The sequence below is a fragment of the Dysgonomonas sp. PF1-14 genome, from assembly GCF_029892965.1.
GTDB lineage: Bacteria > Bacteroidota > Bacteroidia > Bacteroidales > Dysgonomonadaceae > Dysgonomonas.
The window spans coordinates 144,385-163,272 of sequence record NZ_JARXWN010000003.1 but is presented as its reverse complement, the minus strand read 5'-3'; the positions used below and the strand labels follow the sequence as shown (position 1 = coordinate 163,272).

The following is an 18,888-nucleotide window of genomic DNA, read 5'->3' as shown; positions in this document are numbered from 1 at the left end:
GGGTTAGAAGTAATAGCTCAGACCGACTGTCCAGGTTTGATTCTTCTTATTCTGGAATACTCCCGCATCCATATATTCGTCGCCATACCTCTTGGTCAGGTCTCCACGAAAATAAATACCGAGATCGACATGTTTTAGTATCGTGACACCGGCTCCGGCTCCAAGTCCGAAGATAAAGTTCTTCGCTTTATACTCGTCTACAACATCGCCGATATTGTTTATATCGCCTCCGCTTACTTTTACATTCCCATAGACTCCTCCTGTAACGAATACACCTATCGCCAGTATATTAAAACGTTGCTTTATATTCACAGGGATGCTTATATAATCATAGTCAGAGATGGAAGCATCACTTTCCTTATCTTGTATTTTATACTCCTTGCGACCATACAGCACTGCCACATCAGCGCCAAAGCCCGAAGCCGGAACGATGAACTCCAAAGTAGGCCCTATATGATAGCCCAAGCGATTACTCGCCTTCAGTATTTTGAAATCAAGTTTATTACTTATCACATCAACACCGCCTCTCACTCCAAACCGTATTTGGGCAGAAGACGAATGTATATTGAACACAGACAGTAAGAATAACAGGACGATAGCTGAATAGCAGTTTGTTCTCATAACGAAATTCAGTTAGAATTATCTATAAGGATATAACAGACAGGCAGAGGGCAAGGTTTTCCGGCAAACTATAAAACCCTGAGGATCATTAAAAAAGTAGCACAGCGGGGAATCGAACCCCGATCTAAAGTTTAGGAAACTTTAGATAGTTCCATCTATCTCGGCTGGTTATCAATTACTTACGTTTTTTAGTTTTACTTTTTGAGCCACATTTGAACCACAACTGCAAAAATGGTGAATTTCATGGGTTGTGGTTCTTGATATGGTTATCGCTGCAAATATAAACAATGTAATCTTAATGAGCTTATTTTTTCTTGCCTTTTTTCACCAGCCACCAAACAGCAACACAAATACCGAGTACCACCAGAGCCCATATAAGTTTAGTAAAATCCTGTACTATATTGGTAGGGTTCTTTTCTTCTTTGGTATCGGCTACATTGGTTTTATTCTCCTCTGTATTAATATTGGCATCTGTTTTTTTTACCTCCTCTTTGGTTTCGTTTGTGTCCTTTTCCTTTTTGGTATTTTTGTTTTTATTGGCAGATACAACCGACTTAATAGGAGGCAAACCAGTATCTTTATCTACTGGCTTATCTGTATCAAACTCAATTTTTACATACTCAAAAGAATTATTTTCCTCCATTTTCTCCAGAGTACTCTTATCTTCTTTCGTGTGGGTACTATCAGCTACAGCCACATTGCTTTTCTTGGTTTCCGTATCCTCTGTTTTGAGTGCTTTTTTGGAGCTGCCACATGAGATAAAGAAAAGCAGCAGAATTAAGTATATAGGTTTCATTTTCCAACAATTTTAAGTATGGCTTTAACATGGATATCTACAATAACCGATTTGCCCTCTGGAGATAGTAAGAAACGGCAATCCTCCTCATTATCCATAAAAAGGTTTTCTGTTAATAATGCCCAGCAAGTAGTGCCCCGCAAAATACCAAAATTGCTATCCCAATCAGGGTCGCCATCGCTCCAATCTGAACGCATCTTGTTTGCTCCTACTGGCAGGAACTCCTTTGCTGTTTCCCAAAATACTGTAGCATACTCATCGCTCTTGCTCTGTCCCAAATAAGTATGTACTTCCCAGCCACGAGCTTTACCATTTTGTGATGCATTATTGTGGATGGATACCAGCAAGCAGTTTTGTTTACCTACTCTGGCTGCTATTTGGTTTGCCCTCCTGCATCTTTCAGTAATGGATATATCGGTATCCTCTGGTACAATTCTCTCCACATCTACACCATGCTTTTTAAGCTCTTCCTCCACACGCTTTGCTATTTCACGTGTGTATTTCCATTCAAACAATTGTGAGCCGTCAGCCCAGCGGGGAGACCGCTTGCCAGCTGTATTCTCCCCATGTCCGTTATCAATTAAAATTTTCATCATAAAGTGTGGTATATATACACGCTTTTTAAGCATGTAAAGGTTGATATTCGGGTAAAATGTCCTCTATTAATCTCGCTTTAGTAGTCATTTGCTCCTTAATATAATCCAGATTATCTGGGCGGGTGTGCGTGTACTCCACGCACAAATTACCCTCCCAATAACCATTTTCATCAACCAGTTTACGGAATAACAACGTTTGTAAGCCTCGCCTATGTGCTTCCGAAAATATTTTATTATCTTTTATCTCGGCAACGCTTCGGTAGATCATCCAATCATCATTACCTATTTTGGCAACCAGCCCAGCCCATTCAGACATGCGCTTAAATTGGAAATTCTCTTTATGAGTGGCTACATCCCTATCGGGATGCGTTATCTCCAGAGAAACGGATATATATTGCTTGTCAATCATCGGATGTGGTTGTATTATAAATACCCTATCCGCATCTACAGCAAAAAGCAACTTCCACATATAGCCATAAAGTTTGGAGTATGTTTCACTTAATTTTGCCTTTTCAATATCATCCTCTTTTTTTGCCTTATCAAACCTCCTGTTTAGTTCTAAATCCCACTCTTTTTCTTTCCTCTTTTGTTTAGAGTTTATGATAGGCACTGCAATACCGAGTATTATTACACCTAAAGCCGTTACGAGCGTTGCTATTCCTTGCCAGTCCATGTTTATCTTCTTTGTTTCAAATAACTACGTTTCTTAATTAAATACATATTAAGGCTATCCATGTCCTCCTGTGAAATTGCTTCTTTACTACTGCGAAAAACGAAAGAAGCCATTTCACGGATGAACACCACCTTAATTATTGTATGAAAAGGAAAACGTATGCCCGCATTGGTTAGCACAGATATTAGCTTTTTAGAGGATGTAAAAAAGGCTGTTTCTGCCTCCTCCAGTTCCCACTTAAAATTAACTACACATCTGTTGCCATTTGCAGTCTCTACATTATTGGTAAAACCAGTAACCCATATCGGTTTATTTATTACCTCATCAATAGAGGGATAATCACCGCTGGGCATTGTAGAGCTTGCAGCCTCCCCTTGCAGTGGAAGGTCTGCAAAATCAAATGTTTCCGCTCCCATACTATCATTTCAATGGGATATTGTTTGTTGTACAATCTGCATCAACCATTGCACGAAAAGATTTGCGGGCATTTAGAAAATCTAAATACGGCTGCTTTTTCTCCTCTGGCTCAATACCAGCAATGGCTGCATTGTAATCGTTGAGTAACTTTTGCTCTTCATTCTCTGGATAAACCGCTGTAAGAAGAGTGCCAAAAACGGTATTGGCATTTACTGGATAATCAACTCTAAGGCTATTATACTCATTCTTTTTTGCCTTTTTACCATCTTCTTGCTCTACTTCTACCCAGTGCTGGTTATAGTTGTAAAGCGTTGTACCTTTCAGTTTGTCGATAACATCGAATGTGGGCTGTAGCTCATCGCTACGTATCCCTTTACTTAATCTGTCATTCATAATTTTTACATTTTAGAAATTTCAAATATTTTATTTTTATGCTCCTCACTGCAATGCAAAAGCCATCCCCAGTGGGCAGCTAACTCTTTCTTTATTATAGTCTCATCAATAAACCCATACTTTTTGGCAACCTTGTGTAACTTTTTCCAATACCTGTATAAAATACTCTTTCGGACTAGTATATTATAGTGGTTGCTTTTATAGCCCACAAAGTCTATAGAGCGTGCATCTACAGGGAATATCTGCCAATTATCTTTTATTTTTAGCTGTAGCCTTTCCTGTAAGTACTCTCTTATTCTATCCAGTATGGTATGTAGTTTATCCTTGCTATCACTCAATATTACCATATCATCCATGTACCGATAATAATATCTTACCCTCAATACCTCCTTAACCCAGTGGTCAAAAGGAGTTAAATAAAGGTTAGCAAAATGCTGGCTAGTTAAAAAACCTATTGGCAAACCGATACCACCCTCCGTACTATCAATTATTGTATTTATTAACCAGAGCATTTGTTTATCTCCGATTTTATGCGCAATAATATCTTTCAGTATATCATGCACAATACTATCGTAATAATGCCGTATGTCGAGTTTTAAGCAATATTTAGTACCTCTCTTATCTCTTTGTAGAGCCTTATTCAAAGAGTATAAGCAGCTGTGCATTCCACGCCCTTTTATACAGGCATAGGTGTTTGCAATAAATAGTTTCCTTAAATCATTCTCAATCACATCAATCAAACAATGGTGTACTATCCTATCTGGGTATAGAGGAGCTATAATAAGCCTACGTTCTTTACCATCGTTGATAATTTTCGTGTGATATTTACTTGGCACATAGGTTTGCTTCTCCAACATCTCCCATACATCTGTAACGGATTGTATGTAATTGCCGTTTAATAGGCGTTGAACATCATGCCTACGCTTTTTGCCCTTTACTGTATTATATGTTGCATGTAATACATTTTGTGGGTCGCATACTTTCCAGTAACAATTATATATTCTCTGTGCCATTGTCTAATAAGAGCTTTCGAGCATAAAGCCTACCAGCACTTTATTTTAACCGTATTATTTTGCCAAGTGGCAAGGTTTACGGAGATAAGAATAGTTCTCGCATTAAAGGAAAACCGTAATGGTTCAAGGGAAAACCTCCATTCGTATCCGAATTCGAGCCACGATTATTCGCATTCGCTCCACGCACACCCGCATTCTCCGCATTATTCGCATTGACACCAGCAAGGAGGCAAAACCGCATCTCCGTAAACCGTTTTATTATTATTTCAAAGAAACTTTGTATTGAAACACACCCATGTGTTCAAAAAAACGCCACGCATTGCCCTATAAATCAAGGCACAAGGGAAAACCTCCATGCGTATCCGAAGTCGAGCCACGAGTACCCGCATACGCTCCACGCACACCCGCATCCTCCGCAGAAGTCGCACTGACACCAGCAAGGAGGCAAAACCAACCCCAGTTAGCTGTATCACTAACAGCAGGATACCAATAATAATCACAATAATTTTTGTTACTAGCCCCTCCAGTTACGCTATCTGGGCAAGTCCAACCATTACCAGAAGCCATAGAAACAATATAGCCAGATGCTCTGGGCAAAGCTCCAACTTCTTTGTATCCATCAGGTATATCTGTAGAAGTATCTGCTGGAGTAACAAACTTGCTGCTATCCTCGCATACATAGAAAAGAGATGTGTTACCATCGCTAGGCTTACCATGCCAGATAATAACATCATCGTTTAAATCCCAAAGGTATTGTTGTGGAGCTTCCCAGCCTCTATAGCTGGCAACCTTTACCGTTTTGTCTACTCCTGTAGTCCAGCCTTTAATAACATAATCTACAATACCTGTGTTATTACCCAGTTTTGCTGTTACACCACATGGGATAAAAGGATAATAGCCATTAAAAGCACTCCATTCTCCACTAACAACATAAGTACCATTACCAAGCCCTCCCTGTGCATATCCATCTGCTGTTTTTGCTGCATTGTAGGCAGCTTGTGAATCCAGAGTACCAAACTCAATAGCCATAAGCCAAGACATTTCCTCTCTGAACCGATAGCCACCAAGATGCCATTTTGCGTTAATGGCTTTGCATCTTGTACGTGCAGTTGCTTTGGTAATGGATGTTGCAGGCATACCCAGTTGTGTCTTTACTGTATTGTCATTGCCAGCTGTATTATTGCCTCCTCTAAAGTCAGCAGCATTATCGGTCAAAGCAGGTAAACCTGTAGTACCATCTCTTTTTATTGAGCCATCAGTATTCCATTGCAAAAAGGATGCACTAACAGCCTTGTTATTTACCCTATCAAGAGTAGCTAACCACGGACTACGTGCGCTCTCTTTCATATAAGTAAATCCCGGTAATTCTACCTCACTAACAGCAACCAGCATGTAATCACCATCAAACTCTATTCGCCTCCAGTAATCGGGTTTGTAAAGCATTACATTGCCATCTACAGCATTTAGCTTTGCAGCACCACCGCCCTCTTTTAATGTACTGTCATTAGCTCCAAGCCAATAATTTACTGTTCCATCCTCTTTAGCTACAAAGCGTTTAATACGGCTATGCACTGGCAAACTTCTGTGCAGGTCTAAGTTTCCAACCCGCTCCAGTTTACCATCATCCGTACTCTTGCCTGTGTTTTTGAGGTTAATTTTTATTCCATACCAAAGTGAATTGTATGGAAATTGTGGGGTTGTATTCCCCACACCAATCAATAAACCCATATCTAAAAAATTAAGTTGTTATTAACTCTGCACCATCACCACTACCCCAGTAGATTTCATATTTACCAAGTAAATCCTCACTAGGTGCTATCTCAATAAGTACCAGCTCAACCCATGTAAACAATGATACTGGGCACTCGCTAAAATCATCCTCTTTGTAGAGTTTACAGTTAATGATTGCATCCCGATCTAATGTTGTGAGGGTTTTAGGTCTCACATAAATAGAAAAGGGAGCACCATCTTTGAGCTTAAAACCATTTGTAAGGTCTGTAACCTTACCTTTGGCTACTATGCGAGAAACAAACATTGTTTCACTTACATAATTCTTGTTTTTACTCATGTTTTTGTAATTGTTAAAATTGTCCGAAAATTAGTCAAAGTGTGAAACATATACACGCTACCAGAGCGACAAAAGATGAAAGTAGCCGTTTTTACGACCAAGTGTTATCCCTAGAAGCGCACACAAGCCATCCATTACCTACTACATTACTAGCGGGTGCTGGAGAAAGGAAGCCATCTAAACATACCCAATCTGCTATTTCTCCTCCTACGTGCCGTATCTCCTTTCCACAACTATAAATGTAAATGTCGCTGTTCTTATCATTTGCATTAACTACAGTTACCTTTTTACCAGCTGTTCTACTCATTGCATACCTGTACGTACCAGATGAAACATTTATAATTACCAAATCCACTGGCATGCCTGCTGCATTTCCAGATTGCCCATATAACGGTATAATATAGTAGGTTTTATTATTAGAGGTTTGCTGTTGAGAAAGAGAAACATACACACGGTTAGATGAATCATAAAGCCCACGAGGATAATAATAACCATAATTGCCATAAATAACCAGTGCATTGCGTGTGTATGCTCCAAAAGTTCCACGTACAAACACGTTACTCATGTAAAATGGTGTTGAACTTGCTTGGTGGTATAAACCACCTTGAAACCAAATATTACCATCACTACCAAAGGTAATACTACCAACTACTTTACCATTTGAATCTACACAATTGAGTGAGCGAAAAGAACCAGTAACGCCTTTGAGTGTGCCAGAGAATGTGCCAGAGGTTGCATTTATCACACCTGTAATATCTGCATCAGTCATAACTACAGAGCCGTTTTGTCTTACTCTGAAAGGTGCAGTAGCTCTATTCTCAAAGGATGCTCCAGCCCAAATCCTTATTGAAGTAGCAGCTGTACCATCTCCTGTAATACCAGCCAATATAGAACCTCCAGAGCCAGCCAGCTGTACCGTACCAGATGTAACAATACCACCATCAATGGTAGTTTTTGTATTGTCGTAATGTACTGCAATTACCCAATCATTTGCAACATAGCTACCAGAAGCCCGCTTTGTTGCACATCTCCTTAAATCAACACCATTAACCCATAAATCTCCTACATCATAAGGAGGGTAAGGAGTAGCTACAAATACACGCCTTTTGCCATCTGCTGTATCCTGTGCTTTGCTGGCAGCCTCATAAGCTGCAATAGCTTTTGCATCTTCTATGGTAGTCCAAGTATATGAGGAGCTGTAGCGTTTTAACTGTTTGGTAGTAGAACTATACCACATATCACCGACATGCTTTGCTCTTACCGCTGCTGTAGTCCAAGCTGTTGATGGGTCGGCTGTTTGAAACCATGTTTCTATTTTCCCATCAATCTGGTTTACTAAATCATTTATTTGGCTGTTGTAAGCTCCATTTATAAAATTATTAAGCCCACTATCATCCGTGTAGTTGGACGCTCTCTCCCAATCACTAGAGGAGTATGCACCTGATAGGCGTGTAGTTTTACACCTCATTATGCCACCACTTGCACCTTGCACCCATAAATCACCTTTCTCATACGGTGTAAAAGGTGTAGTTGTAAAAATCCTATTTTTATCTTTTGCTAGTGCCAGAGCCTCATTTGCTAAAGCCAAAGCCTGTGCCAGCTCGGTATCTTGCAGCTCTTGCCATTTATAAACATTGCCCTCTTTAACCCAACGCCAAACCTTTCCAGTACTTGTATTATAAAAAAGGTCTCCTAAATGGTTCTCTTTTAATGCTGCTGTAGTCCAAGTGTTAGCTGGAGCATTTGAAGTGGTGGGGTTGTAAGTTTCAAAAAATTGCTCAATTTGCCCATCTAATTGTGCCTGTATCTCATCCAAAATGCTAGGCAATGTGTTATTAATAAAATCTTTAGTTTCTAAGGATTCAGCCCCCAGCTCATCCAGAGTTTTTGTTTCTCCATTTGATTTAAAAACAATACGCCCACCAATTTCCGAGTTATCAAGGTCAAAATACGTTTGTTTATCAATACTCTCAATTCTTCCACAATTAATGGTACGCCCTGTTATTCTGGTTGCTCCATAGGTAGTAACAAAATCTCTGTAGCCATTATAGGATGAAGATAGAACACCTATAAGAAAATAATAATAGCCTGCATCTTGCTCTACCGATAGCTTATTTGTACTACTTATTATTGTACAAGCATTGCCAGTTTTACTGCATTTTGCATAAATGTAATAAGCAGAGCTACTACTTGACAATGTATGTGTAGCAGATGCAATATTCCAAGTCCTATCTTTTTCCTCAATAGCATAATGGATAAGCACACCGCTATTACTTATAGTTTGGAATACATTAGGGTTCGGCGTACTTCCTACAACTGCATTGGCAACAAAAGTAATATTGCGCAAAATAAATTGCCCAGCTCTGTTGCCGACACTTAACATTAATGTTTCTATACTGTTTGGGCGTATATTTTCTGCATCAAAATAGCCATCACCATCAAACACCATATTTAACAATTCCTGCGTTGTTCTCCAGTTGCTTCGGGCTTTGGCTACATCTGTGAGGTTATTAATGTTTATTATCTTCTCTTGCTCAATGTTATCCGCTATAAGTTTCTCAATAATACTAATATCAACCGTATCACTAATAGTCAACTTGTATTTGTAAGGGTCTGTTGCCACATCTCGTGTAAAACCTTTTACCCTTATAGCTTTATCCACGTTAATATCTGCATCTTTTACTGGAATATAATCTCCGAGCTTAAATACATTTATAACTGCACCATTATTATTGTATTTACGGTTTAAAAACATAGAGGATATTTCCAGCTCATACTCAACTTTAGGCTGGCTGTTTTGCTCATAATATTTTGTTCCTGCATCCAACAATGCAGCTTCGGCATCTACTACATAGGGATTGTTAGGCATTATAATATCAATCAAAACATACTCATCATCAACCTCTATTTGGTAGGCAGCATCCGTGCTGGGTATCTTAAAGCCTCTGGAATCTTCATACTCTTTAATCACAAAAGTATGTGTTTTTGTATCATAAGATTTTACCTCAAACTCATAGCCAGCAATGTTGCCCTTAGTGAATTTTATTTTAGCAGATGTGCCATCAATAAGCCATTTTGTAGTTTTACCATCACTTTCTTTTTCGTTAAGGTCGAACATATCTTTATCAACAAACGTAAACCTATCTGCACCGAGACTAGTAATAACTCCTGTACGGTGTGGGTAAATATCCTCAAAGATTTTACCACCCTCCTTAATACCCATAGCTGCTACAGCTGTACTTTGTTGTATATAGCTTTCTTCGTTTATAGCCAGCCTTAACCGTGTAGCATTATCCCTGTAGCCAACCTTTATGTTTTTTGTACCACCCTCTACATATAACTTAGTAACTACATTGCTACTATTTACATTTTTCCGCTTTAGAGTGTATATACCACCACCTTTGCCAAAAGTAAACGTTGCTCCAAACAGAGAGCCTGCTTTTCGTATATGCAGCCTGTATTTTTTATTGCCCAGAGCCTCTATCTCAAACTCTGTTTCAAATTCTCCGCAAAGCCTCTGGAGTACAGCTAAACAATTCTCATTATTAAATGTAAGCTCCTTATGCTCAGTTTCTATACAATCACCTAACACCCATGTATCACCTAAATCTTTACCAACTCTATTAATGTTATTAATAAGAACTTGCATTGCCAGCTCCATATTTGCAACCAGAGGAAAATTTGCAGTAGGATTTTTGCCTAAAGCATCAGCACTCCTATACTGGGCATCCAGTAATTTGTATTGCAATCCCTCAAATATAAAGCTCGTTTCAAATAACCTTTCACCTGTTTTTTTAGGCTCTGGCAATTTGTTCAGCGTGTAAATATCTCCATAAACAATAACATAATCACCAATAGCAAAATCCAGAGGCTCTGCACTTTCTGTTTTAATGGTTACGGTATCCTCTCCAAGTAGTTCACGCTTTTGCTCTGCACTTTTTACAGTACAGAGCTTAGCATAGTTATTTAACTTGTATCTTTCCGCACCATTGCGCTTATATACTATAATTTGTTCCATACAATAATAGCATTAGTGGAAAAGTCTTTAATATCCTCAATAACACCAGTAAGAATTACGTAATACTCTCCATTCTCATCATAATCATGCGTAATGGTTGTAGTACCATATACATCTTGGCTTGTAGTACCATCACCCCAGTAGATATTTACCAGTTTTTCTGTAGTAAGTGTAATTGTTATACGTTTACTACTCTCATTTACCCTAAGATGTTTCAATACTCGCTTTACTGGCTCTGGTTCTCGGAGCTTTAAGGAAAATGTACCAGTCATTTTATCATCGTTCCACTCCTTATCCAAATCTGTACCATCTGGCATATACACCTCATACACCAAAGCCTTTGTAGGGTGAATATCAATAGTTAAACGATGCAAGCCAGCTCCAACTATTTCGGCTTTTGCTCCAGCTGGTTTTACATGAGGAGTATAAAATAGCTCCAGAAAATCCTTAACCGCTTTAACAAAAGCAATTTTCCCACCATCTGTAGTGATAAAGCATTGCAATGTAATATCCCTAGCTTGCATCCTCGGTCTGGTTAAGTCTATAGCTTCACCATGATAGCCATCCCAATCCAATTTAAGAGGTTCTTTCATCTTTAGAGCATCCAGAAGACCCATGCTTTTGCTTACAGAAACACCATAATCTTTGAAATTGATGCCATCTAGTAGATAAGCCAGCTGTTTTGTATTATCCAATAACCCTAAAATCTCCTCTTGTGAGAGAGCTTTTGAATACAATTTTGTTTCATCCAAGCAACCATGCCCCAACTGGGTTAAATAGCAATCCTGTGCAATGCTAAAACCTATTGGGTTGCCGTAATCAGTAGGTAATGTAGTTCTACCAATCTGCGTACCATTCAGATAGATTGTAATGTAGTTGCTTTCACGTACTACAGCAAGGTAATACCATTGGTCTGGACTCACATCAATAAACGATTGGAAAAACTTATTGACTCCATTATAGTTAATCAATACAATGATTTTGGATGCTATGCTATGCGATTTTACAAATGTGCATAGTGTAAAGCTCCCATTAAAAGCAAGCACGGATTTATTAACCTCACATTTGCCATCTCCATCAAACCTAATACAATTACTACTTTTACCCGCCTCATAGTGTGCATTAGTTACCACTCCATCTGCTCGGTTAGGGCTGTAATCATACGCTATTTTAGAGCCATCTGTTTCATCAAATGGCATATTCAATACTAAATATTCATCTAAAGCCATGAGTTTTATTATTTATATGTTTCACAATCAAATAGTTTCACCGAAGCATTAGCCGTATTACCACTAATTTCTACTTTGCTTTGCCCATATTGGTTTACAAAAACCTTTGCATTGCCCTCTATGCAAATCTTAACCTCTGTATTTTCAAAGCAATCAATATGTAAATGGCTGTTTTCTGTAGCTGTTACTTCCAATTTAGAATTATGCCTTACCCAGCATTTTACAATGTTATAGCCCTCTGTACGCATTGTTACATTGCTATCACCTACCAGTGCATTATTTCTGTGTGCTTTTTGTTCACCTGTAGCATCGACATAACCGCCAAATGGTGCTACCTGCTTGCCAAAATGAGTACGTAGAAACTCCAGTTTCGGAAAATCCTTTTGAGTACATGCTTTGATGTAATAGAAATAGGTTTCCATCAACTTTTTTGCATTATCATTTGTATTGTGCAGCATAGAAATGCTTTCCGCACAATGCCCTGTTTGCATCAGGTTCTTTAGCTCGTTAATTCTATCCATAATTTTATATATTATACCCTTTAGCCCTCAAATTATCAGAGTTTAATGTATCTCTCATCTCTCTCAAAAACTCTTTTATTTCAACCAGATTTTTGTTGTATGATGTATTGGTTGCAATGGCACTTAGATGCTTTACGGCATCTTTCAGCGTGTTTTGTACGCTTATTGCTGTTGCTCTAATATCCTTGCTTATTAGCAGGTGCTCAACTTGCCTAATACGCATTGCTGTAATCTCTCCTGCCAGCTTAGAACCTGTTTCCTCCGTAATGCTTTTTACTTGCCCCTCCAGAGTACTATCATCAATAACATCAGCTACATCTTGGAAATACTCTTCAAAGCCCTCTAACCCTTTTGTAAATGAGTCACCAGCATTTTTGAGCATCCTTTTCCAATAATCGAAATTAAAACCAACTACACTGTTGTTATTAGCTCCCATGTAGTTTGCCAAAGCTTCTGTAAACTGGCTAACTACTGGCTCAATGATTTTCAGTTTTAAGGAGTTTTTCACAGCATTTGCTATAGTGCGATTCCAAACCTCATCAAAGCTCTCTGCGCTATCCTCCATATTACCAAAAGCATCAGCCCATGCCTGCGCTAAATCATTGGCTAAGTCCCTAAAATTGGTTTGTACAAGTGTTTCGGTAATTTCCCGCTCAATGGTTTCAATATCCCTCTGGGCTTGCTCTGCATTGGCTAAATACTCCTGCACCTTTCCATCATCCCTATCTTTGGATTTTTTACTTTGCTCCAATCTGGCTAGTTCTTGGTATTCCTTTTTCTGCTTTTTAAGGTTCTCAATAGCTTTTTCTTGCTCTTTATAGTAGTTTTCTCCGACAGCGTTCTCTACATTAAATTGTATCTGACTATAAGCTCTCTGGAGTAGTCCTAGCTGCCTCTCATGTTCTTTCATCTCCTTTTTAATTCTCCTGCTTGTACTATCAAAAAGGCTAACAGCACTTGTTACAATCCCTACAGCTCCCTGTATCATTTGAGCAGGGTTCATGCTTGCATACCCAGCTGCCAGATCACCGATGCCACCCATAAGCCCGCTAATATCATTAAGCACACTTTGCGTGTTCTCATCGCCAGCCAATCCCATTTGGTTTAGCCCATCCACTACTGCATCAAAAGAGGCTTTTACCATATCCACGCTGGATGCAATATCTCCAAATACTTTAATAAGGCTTTTTTGCTTAGAAATATCATCGGTAGCCTTTTTATATTCCCTTATATGTTTAACTAGTTGCCCAAAAGGATTTTTGCTAGCTTGTGTTTGCTCCTCTAAGCCCTCCAGCTGTTTCAAAAGAGCCTTTTTAATATCAACATCCTCAATAGCTTCTACCTGTGTTCTTAGCCCTTTTACTATATCATCAAAAGCACTACTACTCAAATATGAAGCGTTCTCAAAAAGCCCTTTCCAACTATCCGTACTTTGTATCCGTGTAGCATCAATTTCAGCCAGAGTTTTTATTTTAGCTTTCTCTGCCAGCTCTGCCTGTTTGTTAAACCCATTCTGTTTAAGCCAGAATATTTCATCTTCATATTGCTTTTCAGCATCTAGCCTTAGCTGGGCATTGGTACGGTAAGTTTCCAGTAGTTTACGCTGTAACTCCTCGCTATTGCGCTGTATCTCTTCATCAACCTGCTTAGTGGCTGTTGCTCTTTCTTCGCCAATAAGCCCTGTTTTACCTTGCTGCAAATCCTGTTTCATACTTGCCAGCTTAGCCATATATTCAGATAGAGATTTACTTTGCTCTTTTGCTTTAGAGATACTTTCTGTAAACTTATCCATCTCGGTTTTTACACCTGTAACCTCTTTATATTCAGTTTTTAGTGTAATAAGCTGATTGCTTTCTGTTTCGGTTAAATCTGTTCCATCATTGCGTTTTGCTTCCAGTACTCCTATTTGAGATTTTAACCAATCTGTATAAGTCTTGCCATTGCTTATTAAATCATTAAACTGCTTATTGGCTACATCTTCACCATAGGCAGAAACCCATTTGTAATAAAGCTGGTATTTCTTTTTTTGCTCCTCAATCTGAACATCTAGCAACTCTGCCTTAGATACCTCATAATTGGCATTTTCATTGGTACGCATAGTGGTAAATGCCTCTGTTGTCTCTTTAGGCATTTTCTTTCCAGCTTCTTTGTATTTGGCAGCAAGCTCTTTCTCTTCTTTGTCTATCCGTGCAAGCTCTCTTTTGTGTTGTAGCTCCAGTTCTGCAACTTTACGAGTATAGCCATCTTTAATAATTGATATTTTGCTTTCTTCCAGTTCTAGCTGTATATCAATCTCCTTTTGCGCAACCTCTCTGGCTGCATTAGCTTTTTTATTAGCCCCGCTGGTCGTATCAGGTAGTTTACTTTGGAGTTTTTTTATCTGGCTATCGTAGTTTTTCCAATCATCACCACCTATAGCTGCACCCTCTCTTAAACCTTTGAGCCGTTTAATCTCATCGTTTATGCCAGTTTCGGTATTTAATCCAGCCTGTTTTTTACCTATAGCACCATTTACCTCCGCAATCTGCCTCATTAGCTCAATGTACCCAAAACTGCCAAACTCCAGATTTACCTTTTGCCCATTCAGTTCTGATGCTTTTTTATGCAATGCTTCCAGAGATAAGGTCATGAGGTCTATTTCCTCTTTGGTTTCGGTTTTGTTGCTCAAACCTCCAGCCATGCGCTCTAAGCCCTCTCTGGTTTTATCAATATCATTATTGGCTTTTGCCGTACTTTGCGCTATGGAGTTTATAAAGTTCTCTACAAATTTGCTGCTACGGTTTATTTCCTTTTCGGTTTCACCTGTAGCATCAGCCATCATTTTAAGAGCAACTTTTTGTATCTCCTGTAGTTTTTTGTTGTACGCCTCGCTTCCGACTGGGAGATTTTCAAGCTCTACCATTCTTGCCTTAACCTCGTCATAGATGTACTGGAAATACTCATCTTTAAGGTTACTTACCCATTCTGGTATTGTATAAGACGAGTACGTGCCTGCTATACCTCCATAATGGGTTTCTACGTTCCTTATGCCCTTAACTTTATCCTTAAACTTTTCAAGAGCTTTCTCCTCCTCTTTACTTTGCTGTATTGAAGCCTTTTCGGTTTTTTGAGCAAGTAGCCTCTCTGCTGTATTTTTGTTTATGGCTTTGGTTAGCTCATTGTATTTCTCTGTAACAACCTGTATATTGTCGCCCTCTTTTATTACATCCAAGTTGTAGCTGGTTAATACACCATTTAATTTTTCAAGAGCTTTTTGGTGGGTTTCTGTGCCCTCTGTCGTATTTTGCAATACAGCTTTGAGCATATTAATACTCTCAATCTCCTTTTTGGTCTGGCTCTCAAATTCTTTAGCTACATCTATGCTTTCCTCTTCCTCGCTTCGGAACATCATAAATGCACTAATTGCCAGCCCCACGACACTAAGAATAGCAGTAAAAGGATTGGCTATCAAAGTTGCCCAGAGAGCTTTTAACTTACCCATAAGGAATGTTGTAGCAGTACTTAACATGGAGGTGCTGGCAGTCTGCATTACATCTCCTGCTACTTTGGCTCGACCTGCTATAGTAGCTTGTTGGGTTGCAGCTGTAGCTATTCTGGTTGTAATAGCCTCTTGTGCAGCCTTTGTATTCTTCATGTCGGTAACAATGGCTGCATGTGCTTTAAGCTGGTTATGCTGCTGTAGCCTTAGATTTTCCACAGCCATTGCATCCCCATTTAGTTTGGCTAATGATATTTGGATGCGTGTTTGCTCTATCTTGTTTAGGCTCGTCCTATATTCAGCCAATAATAGAGCTTGTTTTTGTTTTAATGCCCTAGCTTCGGTTTGCATCTTGGCTATCTCGCTGGCATTGGCTGCTTGGTTAGCTCTGACCTCATTTTCTACAGCAACACTGTATGCCATACTTGTACGCCCTAGTTCCTGCTTTTGCAGGCTTAGCCGTTGGTCTATGGTTAATATGCTTTCGGCTGCTGCAATGTACTCAACGCTCTGTACGTTAAGATTAAGCCGACTTAGATATACTTGCTGCTCTGCTGTAAGTAAAGCCTGTATTGCTCCTAGTTTTAGGTTACGTAATACATTTTCCTGTTGCTCCAGTGTAAGGCTCTTTTGCAGCTCCAGAGTATATGCCTGCTGGCTCTTTGTCATTAGCTCATTTTGCAGTGTATAATTTCTGGTCTGTGCTGTCAAGCTCGTATAAACACCCATACGAGCCTTTGCAACTATGTTATCAATGCTGGCAAAGCCTGTACTCTTGTTTTGGGCTACAGACAGAGCTATTACAGCTGCTTTGTATGTGCCATAGGCAATTATAATTCCCTCCAGTACATTTAATACAGTACCATAGTTTTCTACCAGCGTTGTAGCTAAACTGATACCAGAACTAAGCATACCCTCATTACTTTGCCCTATATCGTTTAGCATGAAATCCCATGCATCACCCAGATTGGCTATTTGCCCTGTGAGTGATTTACTTTGTTCCTCCATGAGATTAAAGAACATACCACCGCTATTGGTTAGGCTCTCAATAACCTTTTGCACCTCTGGAAAACCAATTTTCCCATCAGTTACCATTTGGTTTATCTCTTCGGTTGTTTTCCCCAGCATCTTAGACAGCTCTTGCACCAGTGGGATACCACGCCCCATAAACTGCCTAACATCCTGTGTGAATAATCGCCCCTGTACCATTGTTGTACCATACAGGTAAACCAAATCATTTAATGGCAAGCTCAATCCAGATGCAATGTTACCTAGCCTTACCAGAGTACCATTTACCGTTTCTGCACTCTCACCATAAGCCAGTAATTGTTTTGCTCCATTTGCTACACCTTTCAAATCAAAAGGAGTAGTAGCAGCTGTATCTGTTACCTGTCTCATTAAAGCAGCAGATTTCTCTGCGCTCCCTAACATGGTAGTAAATGCTATTTCTAATTGTTGAAACTCTCCTGTTACATTAACTATATCTGTAATCCAGCTTTTCAGCATTGCCCCAACCGCAATACCTCCTACAGCCTTGCCTATTGAGCCAAAGCTATCGACAATACTCTGGGAGTTGCTTTCAACGTTTTGCGTGAATTGCGCTATGCGCTGCTCATCTTTGGATAGCATTTGTTCTAGGTTGTTATCCCTAATGAGGACATCAAATGCCAGAGCTCCATCTTTATTTTCCACAATTATAAACTGTTAATGAGATTAATAATATCATCTGCATTTTCTTCGGTTAGTTCTACCTCTCCGTCAATGCTCGCTACTCCGTTCGTGCCCTCTTCATCATCGTAGCGTGCTTGGTCTGCTAACATCCGCTGTACAACCGCCCATGCAATACCTTTTGTGAGATATTCCCAAGTCCAATGGAAATATGCGCAAATAGCCCCACGTTGCCCATAGAGGCTGTTTAATCCTCTGGGTTCTCTATCCGATTCGGTATTGTTGTTCTTGCGCTTGATAACAATCGAATAGAGTTGATAAAATCCGCTAGATTATTAGTTAAGTCAATTGCCTGCACAAGCTCATGCTGCTGGCTGTTTGTAGTCCATTTGAAAATAAAATTGGCTAGCTCGGTTAGTTGTTCTGTATCCTCCCAATCGTTACCAAGTATAGCAATTGCAATAATTAGAGCCATGCGTTTGTCATGCTCTTGGAAATATAGCCGTGCCTGTTGTCTGGGTGCTTCTCTTATTTTCTCTTCATCTATTGCAAGCTCAATGTATTCAGCCGTCAATCTATCCAGAGTAAATGCAGTAGGTTCTTTTACAATAAACTCTTTTTGTTTCGGCTCTTTGGTGATTACTGTCTTTTTTAGCCATTTACACCAGCTCCAGCGTGGTATTTTCACCTCTCTTTTCTCCATATAGTTCACAACGAAACTGATGCCATTGGAGATAAGCAACCGTATTTCCTTTTTTTCAGCCTCTATGGCGTTAAAATCTACATTTTCCATATAAAAGGTGCTATTATTCCAGAAAAGCCCACCACGTTAGTGTAATGGGCTTTCATGGAGAAATTGAAAAACAATTATTATTTAGGGAAAGTCGCTGTTTTTTTACGTGCTCTCATTGTAGCTACACCAGCCTTTTTAGGCTTTAATGGTGTTACGGTAAAGTCTACAAGGTTAATACCTTGTGAGGACATTTCAGCGTTAATAACAGCCTCAATATCTGCACGTGGTATGGTATAAACAAGCCCCATCTCTGGTACGGCTCTTATTGATGCCTCAATATCCTCATCCGTATCTGCCCAGCTCCATTCCATATCATCCCCAGTACCACTAGTTGTACCACCTAAATAGGCTTTCAAAAACGTTGGGTCAGGGTCCATTATGGAGAAAGTGAGAATAGGCACTTTCTTTTTCTTTTTGCGCACCTCTGGAGCACTTTGCCCCTCCTCGTAATGTTCGGTAACATCACCTTTTTCTTGCACTAATTTGCAAGTCTTTTCGTAGGTTTTACCAATCTTGGAATAAGTGGTTGCTTCGCCTCCATCTGCTGCGATAGCTCCTACCTGTATCTCGGATAATCCTAAAGAAATTACTCCCATGTCTGTAA

General features: G+C 39.4%; 16 protein-coding genes. All 16 read right to left on the bottom strand.

Annotated features, from left to right (window positions below):
• Positions 1 to 3 precede the first annotated feature (3 nt).
• Positions 4 to 621: an outer membrane beta-barrel protein gene (locus tag M2448_RS05145; protein ID WP_280646777.1), complete on the bottom strand. Its 618-nt coding sequence runs from the start codon at positions 619 to 621 to the stop codon at positions 4 to 6.
• A gap of 304 nt (positions 622 to 925) precedes the next feature.
• Positions 926 to 1,417: a hypothetical protein gene (locus M2448_RS05140; RefSeq protein ID WP_280646776.1), complete on the bottom strand. Its 492-nt coding sequence runs from the start codon at positions 1,415 to 1,417 to the stop codon at positions 926 to 928.
• Entirely contained in the window at positions 1,414 to 2,010 is a 597-nt protein-coding gene (locus M2448_RS05135) for an N-acetylmuramoyl-L-alanine amidase (RefSeq protein WP_280646783.1), read from the bottom strand. Before M2448_RS05135 ends, M2448_RS05140 begins: the two co-directional genes overlap by 4 nt.
• 28 nt (positions 2,011 to 2,038) lie before the next feature.
• Positions 2,039 to 2,686, bottom strand: a complete 648-nt coding sequence (locus tag M2448_RS05130; RefSeq protein ID WP_280646775.1) for a hypothetical protein — start codon at positions 2,684 to 2,686, stop codon at positions 2,039 to 2,041.
• Positions 2,687 to 2,688: 2 nt separating this feature from the next.
• Positions 2,689 to 3,102, bottom strand: coding sequence for a hypothetical protein (locus M2448_RS05125; protein ID WP_280646774.1), 414 nt, complete (start codon positions 3,100 to 3,102; stop codon positions 2,689 to 2,691).
• A gap of 4 nt (positions 3,103 to 3,106) precedes the next feature.
• Positions 3,107 to 3,496, bottom strand: coding sequence for a hypothetical protein (locus M2448_RS05120; protein WP_280646773.1), 390 nt, complete (start codon positions 3,494 to 3,496; stop codon positions 3,107 to 3,109).
• A 5-nt stretch (positions 3,497 to 3,501) separates the two neighbouring features.
• Positions 3,502 to 4,509, bottom strand: a complete 1,008-nt coding sequence (locus M2448_RS05115) for an RNA-directed DNA polymerase (protein WP_280646772.1) — start codon at positions 4,507 to 4,509, stop codon at positions 3,502 to 3,504.
• A gap of 324 nt (positions 4,510 to 4,833) precedes the next feature.
• The gene (locus M2448_RS05110; protein WP_280646771.1) at positions 4,834 to 6,237 is read right to left on the bottom strand and encodes a hypothetical protein; all 1,404 of its coding nucleotides are present in this window, start codon (positions 6,235 to 6,237) and stop codon (positions 4,834 to 4,836) included.
• Positions 6,238 to 6,247: 10 nt separating this feature from the next.
• On the bottom strand, positions 6,248 to 6,577 hold the full coding sequence (locus M2448_RS05105; protein ID WP_280646770.1) for a hypothetical protein: 330 nt from the start codon (positions 6,575 to 6,577) through the stop codon (positions 6,248 to 6,250).
• A gap of 91 nt (positions 6,578 to 6,668) precedes the next feature.
• Entirely contained in the window at positions 6,669 to 10,595 is a 3,927-nt protein-coding gene (locus tag M2448_RS05100) for a hypothetical protein (RefSeq protein ID WP_280646769.1), read from the bottom strand.
• The gene (locus tag M2448_RS05095; protein ID WP_280646768.1) at positions 10,580 to 11,824 is read right to left on the bottom strand and encodes a LamG domain-containing protein; all 1,245 of its coding nucleotides are present in this window, start codon (positions 11,822 to 11,824) and stop codon (positions 10,580 to 10,582) included. The genes M2448_RS05100 and M2448_RS05095 overlap by 16 nt, the downstream gene beginning before the upstream one ends.
• Before the next feature lie 8 nt (positions 11,825 to 11,832).
• Entirely contained in the window at positions 11,833 to 12,345 is a 513-nt protein-coding gene (locus M2448_RS05090) for a hypothetical protein (RefSeq protein ID WP_280646767.1), read from the bottom strand.
• 4 nt (positions 12,346 to 12,349) lie between these two features.
• Positions 12,350 to 17,515 carry a tape measure protein gene (locus M2448_RS05085; protein ID WP_280646766.1) on the bottom strand — a complete coding sequence of 1,722 codons (5,166 nt, stop codon included), beginning with the start codon at positions 17,513 to 17,515 and terminating at the stop codon, positions 12,350 to 12,352.
• Positions 17,516 to 17,517: 2 nt separating this feature from the next.
• Complete coding sequence (locus M2448_RS05080) at positions 17,518 to 17,643, bottom strand: hypothetical protein (protein ID WP_280646765.1); 126 nt, start codon at positions 17,641 to 17,643, stop codon at positions 17,518 to 17,520.
• A gap of 95 nt (positions 17,644 to 17,738) precedes the next feature.
• Positions 17,739 to 18,284 (bottom strand): hypothetical protein, encoded by a 546-nt coding sequence (locus M2448_RS05075; RefSeq protein ID WP_280646764.1) that lies wholly within the window; start codon positions 18,282 to 18,284, stop codon positions 17,739 to 17,741.
• 77 nt (positions 18,285 to 18,361) lie between these two features.
• Entirely contained in the window at positions 18,362 to 18,880 is a 519-nt protein-coding gene (locus M2448_RS05070; protein ID WP_280646763.1) for a hypothetical protein, read from the bottom strand.
• Positions 18,881 to 18,888: the final 8 nt, after the last annotated feature.

What these genes read in the sequence shown, in the direction of transcription:
- M2448_RS05145 (WP_280646777.1), bottom strand. Translation starts at nt 621, where the DNA reads ATGAGAACAAACTGCTATTCAGCTATCGTCCTGTTATTCTTACTGTCT.
- M2448_RS05140 (WP_280646776.1), bottom strand. Translation starts at nt 1,417, where the DNA reads ATGAAACCTATATACTTAATTCTGCTGCTTTTCTTTATCTCATGTGGC.
- M2448_RS05135 (WP_280646783.1), bottom strand. Translation starts at nt 2,010, where the DNA reads ATGAAAATTTTAATTGATAACGGACATGGGGAGAATACAGCTGGCAAG.
- M2448_RS05130 (WP_280646775.1), bottom strand. Translation starts at nt 2,686, where the DNA reads ATGGACTGGCAAGGAATAGCAACGCTCGTAACGGCTTTAGGTGTAATA.
- M2448_RS05125 (WP_280646774.1), bottom strand. Translation starts at nt 3,102, where the DNA reads ATGGGAGCGGAAACATTTGATTTTGCAGACCTTCCACTGCAAGGGGAG.
- M2448_RS05120 (WP_280646773.1), bottom strand. Translation starts at nt 3,496, where the DNA reads ATGAATGACAGATTAAGTAAAGGGATACGTAGCGATGAGCTACAGCCC.
- M2448_RS05115 (WP_280646772.1), bottom strand. Translation starts at nt 4,509, where the DNA reads ATGGCACAGAGAATATATAATTGTTACTGGAAAGTATGCGACCCACAA.
- M2448_RS05110 (WP_280646771.1), bottom strand. Translation starts at nt 6,237, where the DNA reads ATGGGTTTATTGATTGGTGTGGGGAATACAACCCCACAATTTCCATAC.
- M2448_RS05105 (WP_280646770.1), bottom strand. Translation starts at nt 6,577, where the DNA reads ATGAGTAAAAACAAGAATTATGTAAGTGAAACAATGTTTGTTTCTCGC.
- M2448_RS05100 (WP_280646769.1), bottom strand. Translation starts at nt 10,595, where the DNA reads ATGGAACAAATTATAGTATATAAGCGCAATGGTGCGGAAAGATACAAG.
- M2448_RS05095 (WP_280646768.1), bottom strand. Translation starts at nt 11,824, where the DNA reads ATGGCTTTAGATGAATATTTAGTATTGAATATGCCATTTGATGAAACA.
- M2448_RS05090 (WP_280646767.1), bottom strand. Translation starts at nt 12,345, where the DNA reads ATGGATAGAATTAACGAGCTAAAGAACCTGATGCAAACAGGGCATTGT.
- M2448_RS05080 (WP_280646765.1), bottom strand. Translation starts at nt 17,643, where the DNA reads ATGTTAGCAGACCAAGCACGCTACGATGATGAAGAGGGCACGAACGGA.
- M2448_RS05075 (WP_280646764.1), bottom strand. Translation starts at nt 18,284, where the DNA reads ATGGAAAATGTAGATTTTAACGCCATAGAGGCTGAAAAAAAGGAAATA.
- M2448_RS05070 (WP_280646763.1), bottom strand. Translation starts at nt 18,880, where the DNA reads ATGGGAGTAATTTCTTTAGGATTATCCGAGATACAGGTAGGAGCTATC.